Source organism: Aliiglaciecola sp. 2_MG-2023, assembly GCF_030548145.1.
GTDB lineage: Bacteria > Pseudomonadota > Gammaproteobacteria > Enterobacterales > Alteromonadaceae > Aliiglaciecola > Aliiglaciecola lipolytica_A.
The window spans coordinates 68487-94591 of the sequence record NZ_JAUORY010000001.1; the positions used below are offsets into that span (position 1 = coordinate 68487).

Consider the following 26105-nt stretch of genomic DNA (forward strand, 5'->3'; position numbering starts at 1 on the left):
TTGAAAAAAACGATAAAGTCAGCAATTGAAATCGCTCCTTCTGCAAGGATATGTGTGTTAGAAAATGCGCAGGTAGTTCCCATGGCGCCCGGCAGCAATCCAGGTAGGGTGATTGGCGGTGTTCTGCATCCAAATAAACCAGATTTTACAGGACAATATAGAGGAAAGACTGTTTTTCAAAATAGCCAAGAGCTTGATCATGTTACAAATGATACTTTGCTTGAATCTATTGATATTGGAAACCGCAAAAATGCTGGGCAATATCTCTATTTAGGTCCAGTGTTCAATAATTTTGGGCACTTTTTGGCGGAGTGCATTCATCGGGCTTGGGGCTATGAATATGTGACACAAGGGCTTGGTGAGTCGGTTAAAAAACTCATTTTGCTTCCCCAAATACCCAATAAGTTTCCATGGGTGCGGCAATTCAAATATAAATTGCCTTCTATTTTTTTACAAACCCTAAGCTATTTGGGGATCCCAGAGAAAAACATAAAATACCTGTTCACCCCGTCGACGTTTAGTCAATTAATCGTACCTGAGCAGGCCAGCTTTTTTCGTTCTAAAACATCAGTTGGCAGTGCTTATCTGGCGTTTCTTAAACGTTGTGAGCGTCGAAACAATATAAAAGGGACAAGAGAAGGGGTTAAAAAAATTTATGTCAGTAGAATCCACTTTAAGTTTCGTGGTTCTTATGCGGGGGAAAGTTACTTAGAAAACTATTTTGCAAAACAAGGTTATCAAATATTTTATCCCCAAGAGCATCCATTACTTGAGCAGCTTGAAATATATAAAAGCGCAACAGAGATTGTATTTGCTGAAGGTGGAGGATTGCATATTTTGGAGTTATTAAGTGAGCTTAAAGCAAAGATCTATGTTCTTGGTCGTCGCCCTATGTGTGCAGGAGTATATACTTCTATCTTGCAGCCTCGTGTAAAATCATTCTCATTTTTTACCCAAGTAACCACATTACCCTCATTGTTTTTTCCGAAAAAAAGCAGTCGTGCAGCCCATGGTTCAGCAATTAGTATGTTAGACCCTGAGCCATTGGTTGAGTTTTTCTCATCGGAGCTGGCCCTTGATACGTCATTATTTAACGTAGAAGAGTTTATCGATATTGCTATCAAAGATATTGAACTGTATCGGGATCATTATCAGAGTTTGCAGTCAGAAAATGAACAAACAAAGCAGGATGCAATGCGGTCGTTTAATAAACAATTAAAAAAACTATTTGCGGAATAGCGTATTTTTATTGTCTGATTGTTTATTTGTACATCGCTTGGCACAAACACTGATGAAATGACTATTTTTTTTGGTATACTGCGCGGTCACGATATATCCGTAAATTTATGCCACATTAAACAGGTTGTAACCTCATTTGAATAATCAATTTACCCCAGTAACCCGAATCAATTTGGTTGACCCGGTTGATTCTGTAGTCGGCATGGGTGTTTACATTGAAGATCAGCTGGATTGGGTGGTGCAATCGGTGGAGTCCGTTCTTTCTCAAAGTTACCAGCACTTTCAGCTAGTCTTGGTGTTAGACGGTGAGGTTAAAGAAGATGTGTTCAATTACCTTTCAAAATTGAGTACCGAACGCAATAATGTGCAACTGATGAAGTCTGCGGCTAACGTGGGCTTGAGTGCCTGCATGAATTACGTTATTGACTGGACCATTGAAAACCTGCCTTCGGTAAAGTTCTTTTTTAGAATGGATGCTGATGACATTTCCCTTTCGGATCGTTTTGAAAAACAAATCAAATTTCTGAAGACGCATCAAAAAACGCAAGTATTGGGCACTTCTTTGGTTGAAATAAACGAGAATGGGAAAAAAGTGGGTAAGCGAAAGCTGCCTAAAAAACACGGTGATATTTTTCGAATTTTACCGAAACGTTGTGCAATCAATCATCCGACTGTCGTCGTTAGAATGGAAGTTTTCCAACAAGGTTATCGTTACCGTGAAGACTTGCAAAACACCCAAGATTATTTTTTGTGGGCTGAGCTTTGTGCTGCGGGCTACAAATTTGCTAACCTTCCGGAGCCACTGCTTGAGTTTAGACGAGTCAATGACTTCTATAAACGTCGCGGCTTGAGCAAATCAATCAATGAATTTAAAGCACGTTTTTACGCTATGAAAGTGTTAAAGCGTTATAGTATTGGCAATATTGTTTACGCTTTTGCGGTACTCTTTTTACGGCTCATGCCTTCCAAAATTGTTAAATTAGCGTATAAGATAGACCGCTACCTTTTGAATAAGCGGGTTCGACACGAGTGATAGGCGCTACCGTCATTTTATACAAACCAGATATGGGTATTACCCAGGATCTACTTGAGACAGTTTTGCAACAAGTGGATGTGGTTTCGATTGTGGATAATTCTCCTGTTGCCACTGAACTGCTGTTTGATAAATCCAATATGCATTACCATCATTTCCCCAATAATATAGGTATTGCTGCAGCTCACAATGTGGGCTTGCGCGACTTACGCTCTTCGGGGTGTGAATTCGGGATGTTGTTAGACCAAGATAGCACCATAGACGACGACTTTGCATTTAGGTTGTCATCGCTGCTGGTGGCATCTAAGGTCGAAAATCGTCCAGTGGTGGCCATTGGGCCGCGCATTATCTGCTCATTTTCTGAAAAGACCGTTAAACCCAGAGTGCAACGTGAAGTCTTAGTGTACGATGAGATCGTGTGCGTAACCCAAATTATTTCCTCAGGAATGATGATCGACTTATCTAAACTCGATGCCATTGGTTACAAAGATGAGACGTTGTTTATTGATGGTGTTGATCACGAATGGTGCTGGCGCGCGAAGCAACAAAATTTAATGGTAGCCATTGCAGATAAGGTTGAGATGATTCACCGCTTAGGTGATTCTCGTAGCAAATTTGCAGGCATTACTTACAAAGTGGGTAGTCCTATTCGACTTTACTATCAGTTTCGCAATGTGCTGCTTTTAACGAGACGTGGGTATGTGCCTCGATATTGGAAAATGCGCAATATTTGTGTGTTACCCATTCGATTTTTTGCCAACAGTTTATTACAAGACCGTAAATTAGAACGCATTAAGTTTATGTTGTGTGGTTTGTGGGACGGTTTATGCAAAAAGAACGGGGCTTTTTCAGACAACTGGTAAACCAGGTGTTATCTATTTACTCTCTAGTCTTGTTTTCAACCTGTATTTTTCATTTCTGAAGTTATACACTATCCACCATTTGTGATATCACTCACAAAATACTCATTTGAATTATTTGCATGAAAATTGCTCACAAAAATACAGCTAAATAATTAAAGGAACTAAAGATAATGAAAGTAACCGTTTTTGGTATTGGTTATGTGGGGTTAGTGCAAGCAGCTGTATTGGCAGAAGTCGGTCACCAAGTTGTTTGTGTTGATGTGGACCAAAACAAAGTGGACAACTTGGAAAAAGGAATAATTCCTATTTTTGAACCAGGTTTGACGCCTTTAGTTAAGTCTAACTTTGAGGCTGGGCGAGTTAAATTTACCACTGATGCCAAAGCAGGGGTAGAGCATGGTGATGTGATTTTCATTGCCGTAGGTACGCCTCCTGATGAAGATGGCTCTGCAGATTTAAAATATGTGCTTGCGGTAGCGAAAACGATTTCCGAAGCTATGAATCAACATAAAATTGTGATTAACAAATCAACGGTTCCTGTTGGTACTGCGGATAAAGTGAAAGCTAAAATTGCTGAAGTCCAAGAGTCACTTGGTAAATCAATTACCTTCGATGTGGTTTCTAACCCTGAGTTTTTAAAAGAAGGCGCTGCCGTTAATGACTGTATGCGACCTGACCGTATTATTATCGGTACTGACAGTGTTGGTGCAGAGAAGAAGCTAAGAGAGCTTTATGCACCATTTAACCGCAACCATGACAAAATTATTGTTATGGATATTCGCAGTGCTGAATTAACTAAATATGCAGCGAACTGTATGTTGGCAACTAAAATCAGCTTTATGAATGAAATGGCTAATTTAGCCGAGGTGTTTGGTGCTGACATTGAAAATGTGCGACTGGGCATAGGTTCTGATCCACGAATTGGCTATCAGTTTATTTATCCTGGTTGTGGTTATGGAGGTTCGTGTTTCCCCAAAGATGTGCAAGCGCTCGCTCGTAGTGCAAGTGAAGCTGGTTATACTGCAAAGATTCTTGAGTCGGTTGAAGCCGTTAATTACAAACAAAAAGAAAAGTTATTCGAATATATCTGTCGTCATTTCAACAATGATTTGAAAGGCAAAACTGTCGCCATTTGGGGGTTGTCGTTCAAACCCAATACAGATGATATGCGCGAAGCGTCTAGTCGTGTTTTGATGGAAAATCTATGGGAAGCTGGCGCAAAGGTACAAGCCTACGACCCTGAAGCGATGGAAGAGACACAGCGTATTTACGGCGTACGTGATGATTTGAGTTTAACAGGTACCAAAGAAGCCGCACTTAAAGGTGCTGATTTCTTGGTTATTTGTACAGAGTGGCAGGCGTTTAGAGCACCTGATTTTGAGTTAATAAAACAGTCGTTATCTGAGCCATTATTATTTGATGGACGAAATTTATTTGAACCTTCGTTAATGCAGGAATACGGATTGCATTACTACGCCATAGGTCGTGGATTATCAATAAAGGAACGTTAATATGAGTCAGGTTAAAAAAGCAGTCATTCCAGTTGCAGGACTGGGGACGAGGATGTTACCAGCAACAAAAGCTATTCCAAAGGAAATGTTGCCAGTAGTCGATAAACCACTGATTCAGTACGTGGTTGGGGAATGTGTTGCCGCAGGTTTGAAAGAAATTATATTAGTAACTCATGCGAGTAAAAACAGTATCGAAAACCATTTCGATACCAGTTTCGAATTGGAAGCCACATTAGAAAAACGTGTTAAACGCCAATTGCTCGAAGCGGTGCAAGCTATCTGCCCTAAAGATGTAACCATTATGCATGTGCGTCAAGGTGTAGCGAAAGGCTTGGGCCACGCTATTCTATGTGCCCGTCCAATGATAGGCGACAACCCCTTTGCTGTTGTCTTACCTGATGTCATCATTGATGATGCCGCATGTAATCCCAAGAAAGATAACTTGGCTGATATGGTGGCTACTTTTAATACCAGTCAGGTAAGTCAAATCATGGTGGAAGCGGTGCCTGATGATCAGGTTCATAAATACGGTGTGGTTGATTTAGCTGGAAAAGAGCTAGGTGAAGGTGAGTCAGCTAAAATCCATAAGATGGTAGAAAAGCCACCTTTGGAAGAAGCGCCTTCTAATTTAGCTGTTGTTGGTCGTTATGTTTTATCTGAAAGTATTTGGGATGAATTGGAAAAAACTCAGCCAGGTGCTGGCGATGAAATTCAACTCACTGATGCCATTGATACCATGATGGAAAAAGAACAGGTTGATGCATATTACATGACCGGTAAAAGCCATGATTGTGGAAGTAAGTTAGGTTATATGAAAGCCAATATCGAATACGGCCTGCGCCACGAAGAAATTAAAGATGAGTTTCTTGAGTTTCTGAAAGAGACGATTAAATAATACTGAAAGAACTTAAAAATGGCGCCAATTTGGCGCCATTTTTTTATTTCACCGAAATAGATGTTTTCAATTTCTCTAACATTCGATTCCCAATGCCTTTAACGTTGGTGATATCTTCCACACGCTTGAAGCTGCCATTGGCTTTTCTATAATCGACTATGTCTTGCGCTTTTTTTGAACCAATACCAGGTAAGGCTTCTAAATCGTCGGCTGTTGCTGTATTTAAATTGATAGGTGTTGACTGAGTTTGTAACTGAGTCTTCGCAGTTTCAACTTTTTGATTTAAACTTTTCGCTTGAATGGTTAGTGGGCTGCTTGCTAAAAAGACTGCACAAGCAACTACTAAAGTAGGTAAGAACTTTTTCATATAGATTCTCCGTGTTCATTTTTAATCCGTTAGTGCTTAATTTGCACGATTTAAAATTAGTCCGGCTTTGAATACATGTAAAGTCTAGTTTTTATATGAATGAGGATAGGCGAAAAAAAAGCTGGAAAAGTTCCAGCTTTCAAATTCACCATAAATAAGTGTTTAAAGTCTATCTAATACCGCTTGAGTAAAGTCTGTGGTGCCGTGCTGGCCGCCAAGATCTCGTGTGGTGCGATCACCAGATTCGATAACGTCTTTGAGGGCATTACGGATTTTTTCAGCTTTATCACCCATCTGTAAATATTCAAGCATTTGTACTGAGGCAAGAATAACAGAGGTTGGATTCGCTAGGTTTTTACCTGCAATATCTGGTGCTGAGCCATGTACCGCTTCAAAAATGGCACAGTCTGAACCTATGTTTGCACCTGGTGCCATACCTAAACCGCCCACTAGGCCTGCACACAGGTCGGATAGAATATCACCAAACAAGTTGGTGGTTACCATGACATCAAATTGATGTGGGTTCATAACCAATTGCATACACGCATTGTCAACGATCATCTCTGTTGACTCGATATCGGGATATTTATCGGCTATTTCTCTGGCTACTTTTAAAAACAAACCTGATGTTGATTTTAAAATATTCGCTTTGTGTACTGCCGTAACTTTTTTACGTCCTTCGCGGCGAGCTAACTCGTAAGCGAATGTGATAATACGTTCTGCGCCTTTGCGCGTAATGATACTCTTTGCTTCGGCTTCTGTGCCGTCGTCTGAAACCACTTGCCCTAAGCCTGAGTACATTCCTTCAGTATTTTCTCTGACGGTAATGATATCAATGTCTTCGTAACGTGCTTTTGTACCTTTGAAAGACAAAACTGGACGAACGTTTGCGTACATCTGGAACTTTTTACGCAAGCTAACGTTAATAGAAGTAAAGCCTTCTCCCACTGGCGTTGTCAGTGGACCTTTTAACGCAACTTTGTTCTTTTCAATAAGATCTAAAGTCTCTTGCGGTAACAGTTCGCCGTGATTCTCCAGTGCCATTAAACCTGCATCGGCAAAATCATACGCAAAGTCGCAGCCAACTTTTTCTAATATCTGTAGGGCAGAATCGACGATATCAGGTCCGATACCATCGCCTTTGATAACGGTAATACGTTGTTGTGTCATGATGAATTCCTATTTTACACTTTGAGGGCTGGGTATTTAACCGGCGTCTAGACTGAAATTTAGGGGCGGATTTATACCATTTTTTCAGTTAATTTTCCACGTATTACCGCCATTTCACCGTTATTCCAGCAGATTTTTTGAATTTTAAGGTAAAGCGCAGTAACTGTGACTTTGTTGCAGTGAGTTAGCTAACAATTCACTAACTTTTTGTTCATTTAATTTTAAAAACCTTAAGCTGTTAGTATAAAAACGTTGCGATACATCATTTAATTGGTGTTCGGAAAAATACAGTCGTCTGGCTAATAGAACACTCAAACCTAGTGTTACTGTCAATGTGTTAAGAATCGGATTTTTCGACAGTTCATCGGAATCCTGACTATTTGCCATTATTGCATCACTGTAAGAAGTGGGTTGTTGCCAAGCTTGGCATAACTTTAGGCTGTGATTGCGTAACGTTTCGGGATTACGAAAATCGAATAAATAGCTAATGTCTTGTTGGCGCTCTTGACGCCGAGTCCATTGAGTACGGGTTTTTAGTGCTGGTTGGGTAAATAGGCCACTGCAGGCAAAACACAACAATGTTGATGCTTCCTCTGGAGATACATGCTTATTTTGTGCGCTGAGGTTGGCTGCAATTTGACAGGCCAATCGAATAAATTGCGTAAAGTTTTGTTGCAAGGGGAAATGACTTTGATTCAATCTCAATAACAAAGCTTGTTGAATAAGCATTGAATTTGCTTTCACGTAACCGTGCATCATTAAACCATGCTTTACCTGTTGCACTGGTAGCTTATTTCTATTCGAAATTGTCGCTGTTTGTTTTAGGTAATCAGCAAAGGCGGGCTCGGAACTAATTTGCAATGCTAATTTGTCGATATCCACTGAACCGCTATTAAGGTGCTTTTGAACTTCCAGCAGTAATGTAGGCGGTTTGTCTAATGGGAAGTTATCTTCTATTGGGTTGATACAATCGCTTTTTTCAATTTGCCAATTGATATCCCACCATCGCTGAATTTGACTAAAGCCAGTTACTGTTTGTGTCGCTGATACCCGTTGAATATTGTCGTTAAATACGCGCTTCAATTGGGCTTTCTCATCTCCTTTTGAATTAATCACAATTACCAGTACTTTATCTTCAGATACACTCAACACAACCGCAGGCTGCTGTTGATCAAGCTTTACTAGCGTGCCGGGACAAATCAGCGTTGGATATTGGAGCAATCCATTTAAGCTATTTAAGTAACTCTCTGGACAGGTTTGAGTCAGTTTTCGGATTGCACTGGAGAAATGGACCGGCTTTTTTACCTCACTGGGAGTAACTTGCGTCGCAAGTTGATGGGCCAACAAAATAACCTGTTGGTTTTTGGTCAGATCTTTTGGCCAACTCCGGTTATTTTCAAATTTAGAAAAAAGGTATTTGTAGACTTGATACCCATCCATCCAAGTTTGTAGATTGGCTCTGTTAAGAATTTGCAATAGTCGAACGCTTTTCCGGTGGTGGGAAGGGCGTTGGTTTTGTTGATAAAACCCTTGTAGATCTTCCTGACGTTCACAATAAAGAGTGAGTATGCAACTCAATAATTGTTGGCAGCATAAGTCGTTGATGCGTGCTCGGTTACAAATGAGTGCACAATAGACTAGGGTGTTAAACGTTAGATTATTTAAAAAACCACTTCTAGATTTGTACAGAAGCGGTTGGGCGACAAAAACATCAGGCGAGAGTTTAAATGCAGATAAAAAGTATTCAGAAACTTTGACAATGCGTTTAATTTGCTCAGGTCCAACGGGGTTTTGTCGCACTTCTTCAAGTACCGTGGAAACCTGCCCGAATGCTTTTAACAAGCTCTGCGTTGGCATTAATTAACAACCACTAATAAATGCATAAAAGCCACTAGAGTTTTAAGTAACTTTGATACGTGCCTTCGCCCCAGGCAATTAACTTTTCATCTTCAAACAAAAGTGGGGTACATTCGTCTTGGGTGGTTATGCCATCCGATTGGTTCCAAGTCGTGCGGTAAAACATGACCTGTAATTGGGTATCTCCCACCAGTTTGGCTTCACTAATGTCTGGTGGCCCTAATAATTCGACGATCCCTGATCTAAGGTCGCCTATTTTAATTTTGGTCAACTGTACCTTATTGTACTCCTGACGATCTTCCCATCCCATACTGGATGTATCATCTGGATTAAACAATATCAGCATTACAACTAGCGATACGTAGATAAATACGCCAATTCCGATACGTTGTATTACTTTACTATTCATAAATTTTTCTCAAACTCAATTATCCTCATTTTAATCAAAATGCCGGGATGAATAAAGGCCACTAAACGTGAAAAACGGATGGCTTAACTTAGGTTATTACTTGGTAACACGGGCTATATTCACTGCCGGGTAACTTCATTCGTTGCTGTTTTACAAATGATTGCAATAGGGTGTCTAGCATACTCATTAATTTAGGATCGCCGTTAATTTTAAACGGACCATGTTGTCTTATTTGTTTAATCCCTTCTGATTTCACATTTCCCGCCACAATTCCTGAAAATGCTTTGCGCAGTGCGGCAGCAAGTTCGGCTTTGGGTTGAGAAAAATGCAAATTCAGTTCTTGCATGCTTTGATGAGTCGGCTCGAAGGGTTTTTGAAATTCCGGTTCAATTTTTAATAGCCAATTAAACAAATATGAATCACCAGTATTGCGTCTGTGTGCACGTACTTCTAATTGTTTGCTTTTTATTTTTTGCGCGACCTTCACGGCATCATCAACAATAATTTCATATAGAGCTTGTGCTTCTGGTCCCAAGGTGGCACCCACAAACTTGTCGATTGATTCAAAGTAGTCTTTACAATGGGCAGGTCCAGTTAGAATGATTGGGACAATTTGCTCTCGATTATCTTCATTTAGAAGCACACCGAGCAGATATAACAATTCTTCTGCTGTCCCTACGCCGCCAGGGAAAATCACAATAGCGTGGGCAACACGCACAAATGCTTCCAGACGTTTTTCAATATCAGGCATGATAACCAGTTCGTTGACGATAGCATTGGGCGGCTCTGCGGCAATAATAGATGGCTCTGTCATACCTAAGTAACGGCCGGTTTTGTAGCGTTGTTTGGCGTGTCCAATTGCGGCGCCTTTCATCGGGCCTTTCATCGCCCCTGGACCACAGCCGGTGCAAATATTCATTTCTCGAAGGCCAAGCTGGTATCCCACTTCTTTGGTGTATTTGTACTCGACTTCGCCAATTGAATGACCGCCCCAGCACACAACCATATTAGGATCGCTGCCCACTTTAATGACTTCTGCGTGGCGTAACATGTCAAACACTAAATCGGTTAAATCTCGAGATTGGGATTCATGAACTTCATCAAGCTTATATTTCACTCCCATGTGCAGAATATCTCTGAGCACGGCAAATAAATGTTCATGAACACCTTTAATTAATTGTCCGTCCACGAATGCCACTGCTGGAGGATTGACTAATTCAATTTTTACTCCGCGTTCGCGCCTGATTAGGTTGACTTCAAAGTTCTCGTAGGGTGAAAAAAGTTGCTCGGAATTGTCTTCTTCTACACCTGAATTCAATACAGCTAAACAACAGTTTCTAAAAAGTCTATACAGATCACTGTTTACCGATTGTTTGAGTCTATCTACTTCGTACTGTGACAGTTGGCTTAGGGGCCCAACTGGGTTTAATTGTATTGAAAGCATAGATTGTCCTATTTTAATTTCTTACTGACGCGCTTGTCTTGAAATGCTGTAAGCCGATTCGAAGTCACTTCTAAAAGGATTAATGTCGAGCCCACCACGACGAGTGTATCGCGCATAAACTGTCAATTTAGATGGTTCGCAAAAGTGTTTAATATCGCGAAAAATTCGTTCTACACATTGTTCATGAAACTCATTATGCATGCGAAATGAGATGAGGTAACGCAGAAGTGATTCTTGGTCTATTTGTGCACCAGTGTAACGTATCATGATACTTCCCCAATCGGGTTGATTGGTGATCAAACAATTGGATTTTAGTAAGTTACTGTACAAGGTTTCATTAACTTGCTTAGCGGTTACCTTCAATGCCGAGGCATCTAATTGATAATCGGTAAACTCTAAATCTTGGTCATCAATATTTTGGCCAGCCATTTCTTGGATTTTCTGGGCTGCGAAATCCTTGGGTAAAATCACTTTTATCTGAACCGGTTTTCCAGCGCAGTTTGACAAATCAGACTGCAAAGTTTGAGTTAACTGTTCAACTGACTCAACTTTAGATTGGTTGAAACTGTTTAGATATAATTTGAAGCTTTTTGATTCAATTAGATTTGGCGAGTCACAAGGAACGATACATTGCATGATTGCGACTTGGGGTTTACCTCGCAGATTAAGCCATGAAAGCTCATAACCGTTCCAGATATCTTCGCCGCTAAATGGCAGTTTATCGGTTAAACCAATTGCTTGCCGGCTTAGACTGCGCGGAACTGCCTGAAGTAAATCGGGGGAATAGGTTTGCACATATTCTACTGTCTTACCTAATGTAAGCTTTTCTAGTGCCGGAGACGAATTACGTATCTCATCGGTTTTATTTGTCATTTAGCCTTCTCGTTATACAATACTTCTGCAGTATACCTTAAGTGTTGATTTATCTTAGGTATCTGTACTTTTGACCGGTTTTGTTTGCGTATTATCGCAGATAATTGGTATTCACCTTGATTGTTTCAAGTCATCTTAAATTTAAATATAAGGAAGTGTAGTCTGTGAGCATTGATTCGGCACTACAAAATTTTGTTTCTGAATATGTCGATTGTCATCAACGCAATCAGCACCCGTTAGTTATTCAGTATAATGAAAATTGGCCATCAAAATGCTATCAACAAACCGGTGAGCAAGATGAATGGGTTCCTTGGATACCCGTCAAACAAACAAGTCAAAAGCACTTCGAGCACTTTGAGCAAGCCCTTGAAATTAAGATGGATGAACAACTTAAGGAGTACTATACCTGCTTTTGGAGTGATAATCTAAATGCTAAAACGGCACGGGGAAACTTGCAATTGTTGATGCCGTGGAACGACGAAGATTTTGAGCGATTACAGCAAAATTTAGTTGCCCATGTATTGATGAAAAGACGTTTAGGTCAACAAGATACATTGTTCTTTGCCGTTACCGACGAAGATGATTTTATTGTCAGTGTACACAATGAGTCTGGGCGAGTAATGTTAGAGCAGATAGGGTTAGAGCCCCAAGAAACCTTAGCGGACTCATTAATCGAATTCATCCAGCAGTTATCACCACGCCTGTAGCATGGCCTTCAGGCCATGGAATAATACCGTTCCAACGCGGGGCTAAAGCCACCGCCTACAGGCCATGGAATCTATCTAATCTCCCGCGGGGTTAAAACACCCGCCTACAGGCCATGGAATCTATCTAATCTCCCGCGGGGTTAAAACACCCGCCTACAGGCCATGGGATAAACCAATCCATCGCCGTTGTAGCATGGCCTTCAGGCCATGGAATAATATCGTTCCAACGCGGGGCTAAAGCCACCGCCTACAGGCCATGGAATAAACCAATCCACCGCCGTTGTAGCATGGCCTTTAGGCCATGGAATAATACCGTTCCAACGCCGTTGTAGCATGGTCTTTAGGCCATGGAATAAATCAATCCAACGCCGTTGTAGCATGGCCTACAGGCCATGGAATAAATCAATCCACAGCCGGTGTAGCATGGCCTACAGGCCATGGAATAATACCGTTTCAACGCCGTTGTAGCATGGTCTTCAGGCCATGGAATAATACCGTTCCAACGCGGGGCTAAAGCCACCGCCTACAGGCCATGGAATAGGGGGGGCAATTATTTTTGCAGGGACTGGGTTAAATTCAATACTTGCTGTTCCAATGACTCGATGCGCTTTTCCAATGTAACAATATGCTGCATTAAATCATTTGGTTTTTGAGGCGATGCTTCCTCAACTGGTGTAGAAGGGAATTGATCTGGATCGTCTTGCCAGCGTTTTAGTACATCAATGATATCCCGCAATGGTAACGGACGATTTGAGGCTTTTTTAATTAATGCCACACTGGGAACTTTCCCGTTGGATTTTAAGTTCTTACATAGTGACGCAATATACTGAAACTGATTAGACATGATGAAAAACACTAATATTTAGCGAATGTGCCTATCTTAGCGGTATTGGTAATCACATGCATTAATTTTTTTATATATAAAACAATAAGTTAAATTTTGGCCTCGATTTTGTATTGTGGAATGCTAATTAACAAACATAAATACAACACCAAGGAAACTAAAATGAAAAAAACGCTTGTTGCTGCAGCATTAGTATTACCACTGACATTATCTGGATGTGTTATATCGGTCGGTGGGGAAGGGGATTACTCATACCAATCGGATTGGGAACAAAAAGAACGTAAAAATAGAAAGGCGATTGCAAGACTGGAATCCAATACAGCCATCGAAGATATTAGAAGTCGCATGGGCACGCCAGATTTCAGTGAACTATATCAACAAAATAATGATGAAATAAATGTTTTGTTTTATCGCACCCAGCGTCGCGAAGGTGATGGTGTCACAACTAAAGATGAATGCACGCCTTTGGTGTTCAAAAATGGTAATTTAATTGGTTGGGGCGACTCTGCTTACAACAATATCTAAGCTTCACTTTTTCTGCTACGCCTAGTTTGGAAGCAGCAGGCCAAGCCATATTCTTGGCCTGCTATTAATATTATCGTAGTCGATTGTCTAGCTGATCGATCAACTCAGTCCATTCCGCATCTTCAAAAAAAGATTGTCTAATAAAAGTCGATTGAGCCTGTGTCCAAAAACTAGCTTCTTCTAGTTTTGTCGATTTATCCAATCCTTTGTGTTTGGCTATAAAGTTTTCAATTGACTCCTCGTCATTGGCTAAACCTAATTGCAGAAACAAATCCTTTAACTCTAAATTTTCAGTTAGCATTTAATGTCTCCTTGATGGAATTTTAAACTCGAGTTGTGTTGGCATTTCATGTAGATTGATACTCGTTGAGAAAGTTTGGATTACTTGTTCTCACTAAGTCAATCAAGTTCATTGTCATTCGCACCCTTTCACTGCTTCTACTTAAGTCTTGGGGGGAATAGGCTATAAATCAACCTCATCTAGCCAAAATAGTAAAATTAGTTTGCCGTTATTTTTAATGAGTTGTTAACAATTGGTTAATAATTATGTAGAGTGAAACTTCCTAATTGAAGAGAGTCGAACTATGTCAAATACTGCACAAGACATAAATCCGCTAGATAAAATCAAAGCTGTTTATCTGGCCGCTGAAGATTTAAAAATTGCCGCATCAATTTTATATCAAGCTTATCATGATGATCCGCTGTTTTTAGATATATTCGATTCTGAGAAGGAAGGGTATGAATCCCGTTTAAGGGGCGCAATTAGAGAAGAGTTAAATGCCTTTTGGACCGCTAAACAGCCAATGATTGGTCTTTTTGAAGATGAACGTTTATTGGCAGTAGCATGTATGATTAAACCTGATAGTGCGTTCAACCCCGACCGATTTTGGCATTGGCGCTTAAAGATGTTGCTTACCGCTGGTTATATAGGCACCAAGCAAATGATCGAAAAGGAACAGCGGGTAAGAGAGCGTATTCCCCATGAAAAATACCATATGTTGTCGTTTATTGGAGTGCATCCAGATCATCAGCACAGAGGTCTTGGACACGTTTTAATGAGTGCGATTGATAGTATTGTGCTAGAAGAAGAAAAAAGTGAAGGTGTTGGGGTTTATGTCACTCTACCTAAATGTTTGTCATTCTTCTCCGACGGAAAATATGACCATATTGATGAACTAAAAGTCTCACGCATAACTGGGCAAATAATGTTTAGACCTCGGTCAGAGTAAAAAACCGCGGAATTTATTCTAAAGGGTAAAGTAACCATGTTGCATTGTTTAGTCTTACTTTACCCTACTAATACCGTTTCGCCATGTCTTTTTCAGCAATCTAAAATCCGCAAAATCAGTAAAATTTTAAATTCATTTTCATTAAATCCATTAGGTTCAAATTCTAGAGTAAGAAAATAACCTTTTTATTTGTAAGATATTTCGTACATGGCTGTAGGTCTTAAGCGGAATAAACACTTAGGGTAAAGCTTACCTTTTATTTAACCTTATGAATTTAAAGATTTATTTTTCAAAATGTAGACTTTAGTATAATGGCTTACAAAATAAAGCTAGATTGGGTACTAGTAGAAACTTTTAATTGCTTTATCTTATACCTCGTCACAGGGAAATACGACGGGTCAGGAAGACTTAAGGAAAGCCAGAAGGACACTTTCATTGGATGAAAGAAAATGGTCAGGATGAGCATTTAGTAAAGGACTACAAACTCAAGGATAGATAGGGAAGACGAAGGACAATCTTAAGGATGAGAAATGCTGTAAGTAAGGATGTGCAGCTAAATAAGGAATAAAGGAAAGGGACTCACTTAGGAAGAGTGACTCACTTAAGGATGAGCGAGAATAGAGGGAAAGGGGCGTATACGGATGTTGACCGGGATGGTTTAATAGCGAAGGAAAGCTGAGAGGGATTCTCAAAATTCTGAAAGGTGTGTCTAATTTATTAGACACACCTTTTTTATTTGTTTAATGCTACTTTTCGATCCACTTGAGTATACCTTGCTCTAAATCTTCGATGATTATTGGTTTACTGATATATCCATCCATTCCAGCATCAAAGCACTTTTCCTTATCTCCTTTCATTGCATTGGCGGTTAACGCGATAATCGGAATGTTCGGATCAAAATTTACACCTTGATATCCACGTATTATTCTACTGGCTTCGTAGCCATCCATTATTGGCATCTGGCAATCCATTAGTACAATATCAAAAGGAGTCGTCGCTCGGCTCAACTGTTCAATTGCTTCCATACCGTTATTTGCTAACTCAGTAATACAGTCTAATTTTTTAAGCATTTCCTTTGCTACTGCTTGGTTAATCGCATTGTCTTCGACTAACAAAATACGCGGCACTGCTTTTGATGGACTGGTAGCGTTGTGTCGGGTTATTAATTCAATTTGTTGTTTTCTTGTTTCTGATTTAATGAGTTTTTGATTACTAATTTGGGTAATTGCAAAAAACAAATCGTCATTTTTAATGGGTTTATGAAAGTATGCATCAAAACCTATATTTTTAAACTTCTGAGCATCTCCTCGTCTTGCACTTGCTGTCATTAAAATCATATTCAACGATGCAAACCTTTCATCACTTTTAATCGCTTTGCCTAATTCTGTGCCATTGATACCAGGCATATCCGCATCGATAATTGCGATATCTATTTTGTCTCTAATTTCACAATGTTTACGCAGTGTTTTTAAAGCTTCAGGAGAATTTTTGGCTTGCACAACCTTAATTTTTTCCGATTCCAGAATGGATGACAAAACGTCTCGACTGGTTTGGTTATCATCCACAACCAGCACTTTCAATTGCGCTAGATTTGCTTTGGATAAATCGTATTTTTGCGTGTTATGCTTGTTTACAGCAGGCTCAAACTGAAGGGTAAACCAAAATTCTGAGCCTTTTTGCCATTCACTGTTAACCCCAATTTCGCCGTTCAATAACTCTACCAGTTCTTTGGCGATGGAAAGACCCAAACCCGTGCCACCAAATTTGCGCGTGGTTGAGGCGTCTAATTGACTAAACTTGTGGAACAGTTGTTGTTGTTTTTCTTTGGAAATACCCATTCCAGAATCTATCACACAAAAGATCAGTTTATTTTCACTGGTCAAATTAACTTTAATAACGATTTCACCTTGTTGGGTGAATTTGATTGCGTTACTGGTTAAGTTTGTGAGTATTTGCCGTATTCTGCCAGGATCACCTTGAATCCACCTTGGAACACTTGGGTGCATGGAAAATATCAGTTCCAAATGTTTGTCTTCTGCTCGAATTGAGAAACTCTCAATAAATTTATTCAGCATTTCATGTAAATCGAATTCTATATTTTCGATTTCTAGCTTACCGGCTTCGATTTTTGAAAAGTCTAAAATATCATTAATTAAGGTCAGCAAAATGTGACCACTACTTTGCGCCAACTCTGCATATTTTAACTGTTGTTCTGACAACGGCGTATTTAGCAGAAGATCATTCATACCAATAATGCCATTTATGGGAGTTCGAATTTCGTGACTCATATTCGCTAAAAAGTCGCTTTTGGCCTGACTGGCAACTTTTGCTTTTTCCTCTGCTTCTTTTAATTCCGTTATGTCTTGAAATGCGCCTCGTAAAATAACCTCACCTTTTTGGTTGTGTTCTCTAAACCCAAAAGACTTCACCCATATTTTTTTGTTATTTGCGGTGATAAACGGCAATTGAAAATCGAATGGGATGTTGTTAGTGGTTGCTTCGGTTAATGCGTCTTGTACTTTTTGACGGTCTTCTGGCAGATAAAAATTAATCGCATTTTCAACATCAATTTTGCTACCGATGGGCAGTTCATGAATGCGATAGACTTCATCAGACCAATATATCTCGCCCGTTGTGAAATTCACTTCCCAGGCCCCTAACTTGGCTACTTTACCAGTAGCCATCAATAGCGAAGCGCTGCGCTCTTTTTCTTCTTCAATGCGCTTAAGTTCAGTGATATCTCGCCCTATTAATAAAAAGCCTTCAACATCTTTGTCAGCATTCATCACTGGGGTTATCGTTAACTGAATTGGAATTGGCTTGCCACTCTTGCTTATAAATTGAGTTTCAAATTCGTCAGCAATCCCTTGTCTGGCGGAATAGGTTATTGACGCCATTCCTGATGGGATCTCTTTACCTAGCTTGGTGCTGAGGTGTTTGGCATGAACTGCTAATGACTCTGATTTAAAGAACAACTCTGGGGTTAATAGACCAACGACCGAACTTCGATGATACTCAAGTGTCTTTTCTGCAAAGTTATTGTAAGTGATGATATTGCCCGATAAATTGGTGGACATAATGATCAGATTGGCACTATTTAGAATAGCGTCCTGCATGTTACTGTAGTTTACGAGCTCGAGTTCTTGTTGTTTAGATTTTGTAATATCTGTGGCAACAACGATGATTCGAACGATTTTGTCGTTCTCAAATAGCGGTTTTATATTTGCCCGAAACCAAAGAGTTTGACCTTGTTTATTATAATGAATTAACTCGTAACTGTGGCCCTTGCCATTAGCGATTGCTTGTTTGATTTTAAGCACCGTTGAGGTGTCTGTTTGAGGACCAAACAAAAACTCTTGAGGGGATTTACCGACGATTTCCGCTAGGGTGAAGCCACTCAATTTGATAAACGCCGGATTAACCCATTCGATTGTCATATCTGGGTTAAATATCATGATCGCGTTTTCGGATTCTTGCACAATGCTGGCTAAAAACTCATTTTCCGCTTTGCTTTCTAGTAGTTTTTGTTGGGTTTCATATTGCTCCGTTAAGTCAATATTGATACCCGTAATTTTAAGTGGGCTGTTGTCGCCTGTGCGTATAACCTGACCAAACGCTTGAATGTATTTTTCTTTTTCAGTTGCGGTTTTAATTCGAAATTCAGCTTCATATTTATTGTTTAATTTATTGGCTTGCTGAAATTCGTTGATCGCCATTTCTCTATCTTCAGGGTGGATAAATGAAAACCAATCTTGTATGTCAGTTGAGTAATTCTCTGGAGATACGTCGTACAATCGACACATCTGCTCGTCCCACACCATTTGTTTAGTAGAAAAGTCATATTGCCAAACACCAATGCCCGACTGTTTCGCCACTTCATACCTTGCCAATAGATTTTTAACGATGGTTTGAGCGGATAGAAGCTTTTTCGCAGGGCTGAAGGAAATGACCACACCTTGGAAATCATTGTTGGATAATTCATCGATTAAAACGGTGACATAACTAATGGCGAAAGTTGGGGTTGAAATAGCGATGGGATCGCCGTCATTTAATTCAAAGTGTAGGTTAAGTTCGTGGGGAGCATTTAACTGCTTAAATAATTCGACAAAAATAGCTCTGCTGTGATCTAAGGTGAAAAGCCCATCAACCGGATTGCCAATTATTGATGAGGTATCAACATCAAATAATCGCCGCGCCGCGTTGTTTAAATTGGCTACTTGGCCGGTGGTATTGCAGACTATCATTGCAATGGAACTTTGCTCGAATAACGATTGAGCTACATCAAGTTTCCAATTATCTTTTTTTGTCACGTTCAAATATCCTATAAGAGAATTCTCTACCCCTACCATTATAGATAAAGAATTCTTTTTTACGGTAAATACAATCAGTTTGTGTTTACCCTCTTTTACAACCAATCCAGATTTAACATTAGTGCAAAAGATCGTGTTATTGAGACCTGTCAATTTATTGAAAACAAATAATAATGACTAATCCATTTACAATACTCATATTGGCTTAAAGTTTGCCTTAAAAACACCTAAAGTTCGCAAACGGGCTAAAATTATTTAAATAAGTCTGAAAATCGCTAAGTTTGCGTCAATTGAGTGCAAAAAAATTCAACCTGAGAATAAAAAGGAGCAAAATGAAAACCCAAGTCAGTGCACATTTAACGCGGATTATTGCGGTCACTCTTGTTTTTGTTTCATTGACGGTAGTGGCCAAGCCTGATCTTGAATTACTTGTTGATGAAAATTTCAAAGAAACAATTTTACTGCACAAAGAACTGGTAAGTATCCCCAGTTTGCCTGCGAATCCTGAACAGATGCTTGAGAATATTCATTGGGCTGAAGCGCAATATAACAACTTGGGGTTCAAAACGACTTTATTAGAAACTCCTTCGTTACCTATCTTGCTGGCGGAAAGAGTCTTTGATCCAAGTTATAAAACCATATTATTTTACTTTCACATCGACGGTCAGCCTGTTAATCCAGCAGCTTGGGTGCAAGCAGATCCATTCGTACCTGAGCTGAAAGAACAAGACGCAAGAGGTGAATGGCGCACTATCGATTGGCAAACATTAAATCAACGTATTGACGATGAGTGGCGTATTTTTGCGCGTGCGGCTGCTGATGATAAGGCGCCTATAACAATGTTTCTCAGCGCCCTTAAAACTCTTGAGATGCAAGGGGAAAAGCCCAAAATCAACGTTAAAGTTATCTTCGATCCAGAAGAAGAATACGGTTCACGTGGGTTACAGTCCACCTTGAACAAATACAAAGCGCGTTATCAGGCCGATTATTTTATCGTGATGGATGGCCCCGCTCACGACTCTAATAAACCAACAGTCACATTTGGTTGTCGCGGCATAGCGACTGCTAGTATCACAACTTTTGGCGCTAAACTGCCGCAACACAGTGGACATTATGGTAACTATTCTCCCAATCCTGTGTTTACTTTAGCGAATCTTCTGTCGTCTATGAAAGATGATAATGGTCGAGTGTTAATTAAAGATTATTACCAAGGAATAGTGCTAAATCCAGACACGCAAAAGCTTCTCAACGCAGTGCCCTTTGATGGCGAAAAAGTAAATCAAGCGTTAGGTATTCATTCCGCAGAACAGGTAGGCGCTAATTACCAGCAAGCATTGCAGTATCCATCACTTAATGTGCGTCAAATCGGTACATCTTGGAAAGGTGAGGGATTAAAAACGGTGATCCCTGAATATGCTACCGCTAACCTTGATGTCCGCTTGGTTCCAGAAACGCAAGGGGCAGTGCAGTTGGATAAGATTAAAAAGCATATTGAAGGTTTAGGATATTACGTCATTGATCGTGATCCCACCGACGCTGAACGACGTGAATATAAAAAAATTGTTAAATTCAATGGTTCAAAAGGGGTGAGTGCGTTTAGAACTGATCCAGATTCCGATTTCGGCTTACAGGTAAGAGCGAGCCTTGCTAAGGGCATGGGCGAAGAACCAGTGGTTATTCGTATGATGGGCGGCACGGTTCCGATTGTGCCAATCATAAATGCGCTGAATATTCCCACGGTGATTGTTCCTATGGTAAACATGGACAATAACCAACACAGCCCGAATGAGAACATCCGAATCGGAAATATACGCCAAGGCATTCATATCTCATTATCGCTATTGAACTCGGAATTTTAAATTAAGCCATGGCGGCACAGTTTCTCGTCATCAATCTCATTCAGTCGATAGTTTAATCTAGTGTCGCAATAATTTTCACGGTGACAATATTGGTAACTGTGGCGTTTGTTAATTACAATAGCGAAAATTTCTAATAAGAGGTTAACGCTTGTCGAACGCTCGGGTGACTGCCCCCCCATTTAAAATGTCTTTCTTACTGCCCCAATACTGGCCTGTTTGGATTGGTGTGGGGGTGCTCTATAGCATTTCATGGCTGCCTTACCGATTGCAGATATTTATTGGTAAAGGAATTAGCTTTTTATTAAAAGTTTTTGGTAAAAAGCGTGTTGCCGTTGCCAAACGTAACCTCGAATTGTGTTTTCCAGAGAAAACTGAAGAGCAGCGAGCTGAGATACTGGCTAAAAACATCGAGTATGCTGGCATGGCAGTCCTAGAGTCGAGTATGGGATGGTGGTGGCCAGATTGGCGGGTTAAGCGTCATGGGCAAATCGAAGGCTACGAGCACGTGCAGGCGATTTTAGATAAAGGCAAAGGTGTCTTTGGATTAGCTATCCATAATATGAATTTAGAACTAGGATGTAGAATAGCGGGTTTAAAAAATCCTTCAGTGGCATTTTATCGAAAACACAATAATGCGTTGATGGAATACATGCAGTATCACGGTCGGGCGCGTTCTAATAAGTACATGATTCATAAACGCAACGCCAAAGGATTAGTCAAGGCACTAAACCAAAAAGAAGTCTGTTTCTATTTGCCAGACCAAGATTATGGGCGTCATTTTAGTGAGTTTGTCCCTTTCTTTGCGGTTGAAGAAGTGGCCTCAACTAAAGGAACCATACTGTTTTCGAAAAATTCAAATAGCGAGATGGTGTTTATTGTATCGTTGCGCACCAAAGATGGTTATAAAGTCAAATTCGTACCAGGACTTAATAATTTTCCGTCTGGGGACGATAAACAAGATATAACTAGAATTAATCAAAAAATTGAAGAGTTGGTTAGTATTGCTCCTGAACAATACCTTTGGATGCATAAACGTTTTAAAACGCGTCCCCATGAAGATGACCCTTCGTTATATGATTAACCATTTAACTTGGAAATGAGGCTCGAAATATGAGCAAGAGAACATCGAACTTTCTGTTTTGGATTAGGCACATCGGCTTAGCTTTAGCGTTGATTATAATTGCCGCGATAGTTCTTAATTTTCAACGTTTTAATATGTCCAGCCCTAAACCTGAAGGGCAGTCAGAGCAAAAAAGTGTTTCCCAAGGTATGACTGACTTTTATGCAGCTTACCGGATGTCTTCATCGAAACCCTTTGAAGATGATATTGGTGATTTTGTGTTACCTGTCAATCCCCCCAAACAGCCCTTAGAAGAACGCTTGAAAAAAATGGAAAGTATTCAAAGTAATATTAATCCTAGGTGGGTTGGAGAACACAAGTATCGAAGTTTTCGAGCGGGTAGCACCCTTCGAGAAGCAATTACCAATTATGCTCAATCTGAGGGGATGCAAGTATTGTGGGAGCTGGATAAAGACTTCATTATTAAAAGTCAGTTCCAATTAGACGATACCATTACAGGCTCAATTGCCGAAATAGCCAGTGCTGTAAATGGCAGTTTTGAAGGGGAAGTAAAAGCTTATATTTGCCCCAAACAACGTTCGATGATTGTCACTCAAGAACTCAATGAGTATGTTCGGGAAAATTGTACTTTATTAGAGTAAGACGTGCCCTTTAACATCATATAAATTGAAAATGCAATGATGTTAAAGGGCTAACATAACTACGCTAATTACTTGGTTCAAATGTCGCATCCCAGATCTGTTTTACATTTTTTTGGTGTTCTGAATACTGGCTTTTATCGACTAAATTGTCTTTTTCTAACAAGGTTAATCTGTGAGAGCGGTTGCGGTAATCTAAGTAAGCTTCTTCTAGTTGTGTTTTACACTCAGCACTAATGCAATCAGCTTGACACAATTGTTCCAGTAATCGAATGTTATCAGACCAATCTACCATTTTAGGAAAATGCTGGGCATTTTTGAGCACCCAAAATTGCACTAAAAACTCGATGTCAGCCATAGCTCCAGCGTCTTGTTTAACATCTAACCAGTCCTCGTTTCCTTTATTTAAATGATCGCGCATTTTTTGCCGCATCTTTGCAACATCCTGTTGTAGAATTTGGTTATCTCTGGGGCGGCACAAGATATCCCGTCTAATAGCCTCAATGCGCTGGGTAAATTCTACCGTGCCATTTACTACTCTTGCGCGGACTAGAGCTTGGTGTTCCCATGTCCACGCTTCCTGCGATTGGTATTGTTCAAAGCCATTTATATGACAAACCAGCAAACCAGCATTGCCGGATGGACGCAAGCGCATATCGATATCGTACAATTGACCTGATGGCGTTTTGGTCATGAATAAGTGCATAATACGTTGCGCTAATTTCGTGTAGAACTGGTTGGCTTCTATTGATTTAGTACCATCGGTGACGGTCTGTGAATCACATTCGTGAACAAAGACCAAATCCAGATCTGAACCATAACCTAACTCTATTCCGCCTAGCTTGCCGTAGCCTATTACTGCAAACTTTTTATCTTGTTCAGAACTGCCTTCAGGAACACCATATTTTTCCTTCATTTGTTCCCAGGCCATATTCACCACTTCACTGATAATTGCCTCGGCTAAATAGGTGAGATGATCACTTACCTTCATTATGGGTAACACACCGGTGACATCTGCGGCTGCAATTTTAAGTTGCTGGATTTGTTTAAATTGCCTTAGGGTTTCCATTTGCAGTTCAAGATCATCCGGCTCTACTCGCAACAGTGATTGGCGCAATTCATCTGGGTATTCATGCAATTCTGTGGGGTGATATAACAACGCTGGGTTGAGGAGTTCATCCAGTAAAATTGGATATTTTGCTATTTGTTCGGCTATCCATGGGCTTGCATAACACAGTCTGACTAACTGATGCTGCGCTCCTTGATTTTCAACCAGTAATTGTAAATAGGTGGTTCTTCTTAAAACCGTTAATAGAATATGATTAATTCGGTCGAGTAACACCGATAATTCACTGCCATCTATATTCGATTCATCGAGGCTAATAATGTTCGCTAACAACTGCGGGACTAAAGTATTCAAGGCGACAATTGCTTTTGGTGATGGATGCTTTTTCTCAACCTGACTTTTTAATTCATTGATGTGTTGTGCAAGTAATTGCGAGGTTTCTGGTGAGGCCAATTGGTCGAATAAATCTGATATTTCTTGTATGCTCAGATCTAACTTCCATGCATCCATAAATGCACTAATGTGAGTCAGGTCTTGGTCATCATTGTCACTTGGATTATCACCAATTAACATTTGAAACTGCTGATTTATCCAACTGCAATGCTTACTCAATTGTTGTTGCAATTCAGAATAATCCTTGCATTGCATAATACTACTAAGACGCTCTTCATCTAACGCTGTTTCTGGTAATACTTGGGTTTGTTTATCTGCAAATTGTTGCAGACAATGTTCAACTTTGCGCAAAAACAAGTAACTTTCTTTAAGCTGCAAGGATTCTTTTTCAGGTAACAGATCTAACTGCGTCAACTGCTCAAGGGTGTAGAGTAAACTTGGAAATTGTAAGCGCGGCTCTCGACCACCTTTGATAAGTTGAAAACTCTGCGCAATAAACTCCACTTCACGAATCCCGCCAGAACCCAGTTTAATATTATTGGTCAATCCGCGACGTCTAACTTCTTGATTGATTAACGACTTCATATCTCTGAGGGAGTCGATAGCACTGTAATCTAAATATCGTCGGTAAATAAAAGGTTTGAGTATGTCGTGTAATTCTTGTGCATATTCAGATTGATCGTTGAGGATGCGAGCTTTGACCATGGCGTAGCGTTCCCATTCGCGACCTTGTTCTTGATAGTAGTCCTCAAAAGCCGCCATGTGCATGACTAAGGGGCCGCTTTCACCTAGGGGACGTAATCGCATGTCTACACGAAACACTTGCCCCTGCTGATTGGTGTGGTTCAGGGCATGAATAAGGCGTTGTGCAAGTCGGCTAAAGAACTGCTGATGCTCTAGGGATTTTTTGCCATTATCTATTTCTCCTTTGCTTGGGTAGCAAAAAATCAGATCTATGTCGGAAGAAAAGTTGAGCTCTTTGCCGCCTAACTTACCCATCCCTAAAATTAATAGTGGCTGGGGCCCAAAGTCGCCCATAGGGGTGCCATAACGGGCACAAAAATTATCATATAACCAAGAATAGGCTCCGTTGATGAGAGTATCTGCCAACTCCGAGGTAAGGGTTAATGAACGTTCAATGGATTGTAGATTTAATAAATCTAAACCTGCAATAGCCATCATTTGTTGTTTTCGAAATATCCGCAAACAATCCAACAGTTCAGGCTCGCTGGTTACTTTTTCTAACTGCTCTGCTAGCCATTGTTTATATTCAAAATTCTGCGTGGGATTTTCGAGTGTTTGTATGAGTGGCTCTAGCTTCAGTGGATCAGCAAGTAAGGCGTCACTGATAAAGTCACTTAATCCTAGAAGCTGTTTTATCTTTTTCTGAATTGCACTTGGTTGCTGTTCAATAGCGGATATTTCAGATAACTGTTGCCAGTTTTTTTCAGCGGTTTTATTTACCAACGGGAAAGAAGTATTCATAGTGATTGCAACCAAATTGGAGTTGTCTTGAATGATCATAAATATCAATGCTATATCATGTGCCGCTACAATCAAAAGGTTAAATCAATTCTGTACTAGATCTGAACTTTTAATTTGTTTCTAACGTTTAATTATATTAATTGATTGTATTTCACTAGGGCGACAAGATTTTTCACGAATGAATTGTGAGGGATGCCAAATATAAAGCACAAAAGCAGCGGGTAAAATTCGTGCAGTAACGCTAACAACCCTAGTGTTTTCTAGCGTTAAACTGTTAATATGAAAATTGGAACATTAGAAGTTTGGA

At 40.1% G+C, this 26105-nt stretch carries 22 protein-coding genes; 11 read left to right on the forward strand and 11 right to left on the reverse strand.

The window, feature by feature from the left end; translation table 11 throughout:
• The 5 genes from Q4567_RS00275 to galU all read left to right on the forward strand — a co-directional run bounded on the left by Q4567_RS00275 (position 1) and on the right by galU (position 5541).
• The gene (locus Q4567_RS00275) at positions 1 to 1239 is read left to right on the forward strand and encodes a glycosyltransferase 61 family protein (protein ID WP_303498871.1); all 1239 of its coding nucleotides are present in this window, start codon (positions 1 to 3) and stop codon (positions 1237 to 1239) included.
• A gap of 136 nt (positions 1240 to 1375) precedes the next feature.
• Positions 1376 to 2272, forward strand: a complete 897-nt coding sequence (locus Q4567_RS00280; RefSeq protein ID WP_368509173.1) for a glycosyltransferase — start codon at positions 1376 to 1378, stop codon at positions 2270 to 2272.
• On the forward strand, positions 2269 to 3135 hold the full coding sequence (locus Q4567_RS00285; protein ID WP_216048069.1) for a glycosyltransferase family 2 protein: 867 nt from the start codon (positions 2269 to 2271) through the stop codon (positions 3133 to 3135). The genes Q4567_RS00280 and Q4567_RS00285 overlap by 4 nt, the downstream gene beginning before the upstream one ends.
• A gap of 170 nt (positions 3136 to 3305) precedes the next feature.
• Positions 3306 to 4646, forward strand: a complete 1341-nt coding sequence (locus Q4567_RS00290; protein WP_303498874.1) for a UDP-glucose/GDP-mannose dehydrogenase family protein — start codon at positions 3306 to 3308, stop codon at positions 4644 to 4646.
• A 1-nt stretch (position 4647) separates the two neighbouring features.
• Complete coding sequence (galU, locus tag Q4567_RS00295) at positions 4648 to 5541, forward strand: UTP--glucose-1-phosphate uridylyltransferase GalU (protein WP_303498875.1); 894 nt, start codon at positions 4648 to 4650, stop codon at positions 5539 to 5541.
• Positions 5542 to 5584: 43 nt separating this feature from the next.
• Here galU and Q4567_RS00300 read toward each other — a convergent pair whose 3' ends face one another.
• From Q4567_RS00300 to queF, 6 genes are all read right to left on the reverse strand, one after another.
• Positions 5585 to 5908, reverse strand: coding sequence for a ComEA family DNA-binding protein (locus Q4567_RS00300; protein WP_303498877.1), 324 nt, complete (start codon positions 5906 to 5908; stop codon positions 5585 to 5587).
• Between the two features lie 162 nt (positions 5909 to 6070).
• Complete coding sequence (locus tag Q4567_RS00305) at positions 6071 to 7078, reverse strand: isocitrate dehydrogenase (protein WP_303498879.1); 1008 nt, start codon at positions 7076 to 7078, stop codon at positions 6071 to 6073.
• Positions 7079 to 7222: 144 nt separating this feature from the next.
• Positions 7223 to 8935, reverse strand: coding sequence for a hypothetical protein (locus tag Q4567_RS00310; protein ID WP_303498880.1), 1713 nt, complete (start codon positions 8933 to 8935; stop codon positions 7223 to 7225).
• Between the two features lie 34 nt (positions 8936 to 8969).
• Positions 8970 to 9344 (reverse strand): DUF3192 domain-containing protein, encoded by a 375-nt coding sequence (locus Q4567_RS00315; protein ID WP_216048075.1) that lies wholly within the window; start codon positions 9342 to 9344, stop codon positions 8970 to 8972.
• An 88-nt stretch (positions 9345 to 9432) separates the two neighbouring features.
• Complete coding sequence (gene ppnN, locus Q4567_RS00320) at positions 9433 to 10788, reverse strand: nucleotide 5'-monophosphate nucleosidase PpnN (protein WP_216048076.1); 1356 nt, start codon at positions 10786 to 10788, stop codon at positions 9433 to 9435.
• 21 nt (positions 10789 to 10809) lie between these two features.
• The gene (queF, locus tag Q4567_RS00325; RefSeq protein WP_303498883.1) at positions 10810 to 11661 is read right to left on the reverse strand and encodes an NADPH-dependent 7-cyano-7-deazaguanine reductase QueF; all 852 of its coding nucleotides are present in this window, start codon (positions 11659 to 11661) and stop codon (positions 10810 to 10812) included.
• 164 nt (positions 11662 to 11825) lie between these two features.
• Here queF and syd point away from each other — a divergent pair, with 164 nt between their 5' ends.
• Positions 11826 to 12368 (forward strand): SecY-interacting protein, encoded by a 543-nt coding sequence (syd, locus tag Q4567_RS00330; protein ID WP_303498884.1) that lies wholly within the window; start codon positions 11826 to 11828, stop codon positions 12366 to 12368.
• 200 nt (positions 12369 to 12568) lie between these two features.
• Here the strand turns inward: syd and Q4567_RS00335 are convergent, their stop codons facing one another.
• Both Q4567_RS00335 and Q4567_RS00340 read right to left on the reverse strand, forming a co-directional pair.
• Positions 12569 to 12748, reverse strand: coding sequence for a hypothetical protein (locus Q4567_RS00335; protein ID WP_303498885.1), 180 nt, complete (start codon positions 12746 to 12748; stop codon positions 12569 to 12571).
• Between the two features lie 170 nt (positions 12749 to 12918).
• Positions 12919 to 13212, reverse strand: coding sequence for a hypothetical protein (locus Q4567_RS00340; protein ID WP_216048079.1), 294 nt, complete (start codon positions 13210 to 13212; stop codon positions 12919 to 12921).
• A gap of 162 nt (positions 13213 to 13374) precedes the next feature.
• Between Q4567_RS00340 and Q4567_RS00345 the strand changes: the two genes are divergently transcribed.
• The gene (locus tag Q4567_RS00345; protein ID WP_216048080.1) at positions 13375 to 13737 is read left to right on the forward strand and encodes a DUF3192 domain-containing protein; all 363 of its coding nucleotides are present in this window, start codon (positions 13375 to 13377) and stop codon (positions 13735 to 13737) included.
• Positions 13738 to 13807: 70 nt separating this feature from the next.
• Here Q4567_RS00345 and Q4567_RS00350 read toward each other — a convergent pair whose 3' ends face one another.
• Positions 13808 to 14038: a DUF2789 family protein gene (locus tag Q4567_RS00350; protein WP_216048081.1), complete on the reverse strand. Its 231-nt coding sequence runs from the start codon at positions 14036 to 14038 to the stop codon at positions 13808 to 13810.
• A 283-nt stretch (positions 14039 to 14321) separates the two neighbouring features.
• Here Q4567_RS00350 and Q4567_RS00355 point away from each other — a divergent pair, with 283 nt between their 5' ends.
• Positions 14322 to 14966, forward strand: coding sequence for a GNAT family N-acetyltransferase (locus Q4567_RS00355; RefSeq protein ID WP_303498887.1), 645 nt, complete (start codon positions 14322 to 14324; stop codon positions 14964 to 14966).
• Positions 14967 to 15712: 746 nt separating this feature from the next.
• Here Q4567_RS00355 and Q4567_RS00360 read toward each other — a convergent pair.
• Positions 15713 to 19276 (reverse strand): response regulator, encoded by a 3564-nt coding sequence (locus tag Q4567_RS00360; RefSeq protein WP_303498888.1) that lies wholly within the window; start codon positions 19274 to 19276, stop codon positions 15713 to 15715.
• A gap of 332 nt (positions 19277 to 19608) precedes the next feature.
• Between Q4567_RS00360 and Q4567_RS00365 the strand changes: the two genes are divergently transcribed.
• The 3 genes from Q4567_RS00365 to Q4567_RS00375 all read left to right on the forward strand — a co-directional run bounded on the left by Q4567_RS00365 (position 19609) and on the right by Q4567_RS00375 (position 22857).
• A complete protein-coding gene (locus Q4567_RS00365) occupies positions 19609 to 21135 on the forward strand; it encodes a M20/M25/M40 family metallo-hydrolase (protein WP_303498889.1) in 1527 nt (508 codons plus the stop codon).
• 148 nt (positions 21136 to 21283) lie between these two features.
• On the forward strand, positions 21284 to 22216 hold the full coding sequence (gene lpxL / locus Q4567_RS00370; protein WP_303498890.1) for an LpxL/LpxP family Kdo(2)-lipid IV(A) lauroyl/palmitoleoyl acyltransferase: 933 nt from the start codon (positions 21284 to 21286) through the stop codon (positions 22214 to 22216).
• A 29-nt stretch (positions 22217 to 22245) separates the two neighbouring features.
• The gene (locus Q4567_RS00375) at positions 22246 to 22857 is read left to right on the forward strand and encodes a TcpQ domain-containing protein (RefSeq protein WP_216048086.1); all 612 of its coding nucleotides are present in this window, start codon (positions 22246 to 22248) and stop codon (positions 22855 to 22857) included.
• A gap of 64 nt (positions 22858 to 22921) precedes the next feature.
• Here the strand turns inward: Q4567_RS00375 and glnE are convergent, their stop codons facing one another.
• On the reverse strand, positions 22922 to 25798 hold the full coding sequence (glnE, locus tag Q4567_RS00380; RefSeq protein ID WP_303498891.1) for a bifunctional [glutamate--ammonia ligase]-adenylyl-L-tyrosine phosphorylase/[glutamate--ammonia-ligase] adenylyltransferase: 2877 nt from the start codon (positions 25796 to 25798) through the stop codon (positions 22922 to 22924).
• Positions 25799 to 26105: the final 307 nt, after the last annotated feature.

Coding starts and splice junctions, on each gene's coding strand:
- Q4567_RS00355 (WP_303498887.1), top strand. CDS start 14,322: ATGTCAAATACTGCACAAGACATAAATCCGCTAGATAAAATCAAAGCT.
- galU (WP_303498875.1), top strand. CDS start 4,648: ATGAGTCAGGTTAAAAAAGCAGTCATTCCAGTTGCAGGACTGGGGACG.
- Q4567_RS00335 (WP_303498885.1), bottom strand. CDS start 12,748: ATGCTACAACGGCGTTGGATTGATTTATTCCATGGCCTAAAGACCATG.
- Q4567_RS00345 (WP_216048080.1), top strand. CDS start 13,375: ATGAAAAAAACGCTTGTTGCTGCAGCATTAGTATTACCACTGACATTA.
- Q4567_RS00340 (WP_216048079.1), bottom strand. CDS start 13,212: ATGTCTAATCAGTTTCAGTATATTGCGTCACTATGTAAGAACTTAAAA.
- Q4567_RS00315 (WP_216048075.1), bottom strand. CDS start 9,344: ATGAATAGTAAAGTAATACAACGTATCGGAATTGGCGTATTTATCTAC.
- Q4567_RS00350 (WP_216048081.1), bottom strand. CDS start 14,038: ATGCTAACTGAAAATTTAGAGTTAAAGGATTTGTTTCTGCAATTAGGT.
- Q4567_RS00305 (WP_303498879.1), bottom strand. CDS start 7,078: ATGACACAACAACGTATTACCGTTATCAAAGGCGATGGTATCGGACCT.
- ppnN (WP_216048076.1), bottom strand. CDS start 10,788: ATGCTTTCAATACAATTAAACCCAGTTGGGCCCCTAAGCCAACTGTCA.
- Q4567_RS00300 (WP_303498877.1), bottom strand. CDS start 5,908: ATGAAAAAGTTCTTACCTACTTTAGTAGTTGCTTGTGCAGTCTTTTTA.
- glnE (WP_303498891.1), bottom strand. CDS start 25,798: ATGAATACTTCTTTCCCGTTGGTAAATAAAACCGCTGAAAAAAACTGG.
- Q4567_RS00375 (WP_216048086.1), top strand. CDS start 22,246: ATGAGCAAGAGAACATCGAACTTTCTGTTTTGGATTAGGCACATCGGC.
- Q4567_RS00365 (WP_303498889.1), top strand. CDS start 19,609: ATGAAAACCCAAGTCAGTGCACATTTAACGCGGATTATTGCGGTCACT.
- Q4567_RS00290 (WP_303498874.1), top strand. CDS start 3,306: ATGAAAGTAACCGTTTTTGGTATTGGTTATGTGGGGTTAGTGCAAGCA.
- Q4567_RS00310 (WP_303498880.1), bottom strand. CDS start 8,935: ATGCCAACGCAGAGCTTGTTAAAAGCATTCGGGCAGGTTTCCACGGTA.
- queF (WP_303498883.1), bottom strand. CDS start 11,661: ATGACAAATAAAACCGATGAGATACGTAATTCGTCTCCGGCACTAGAA.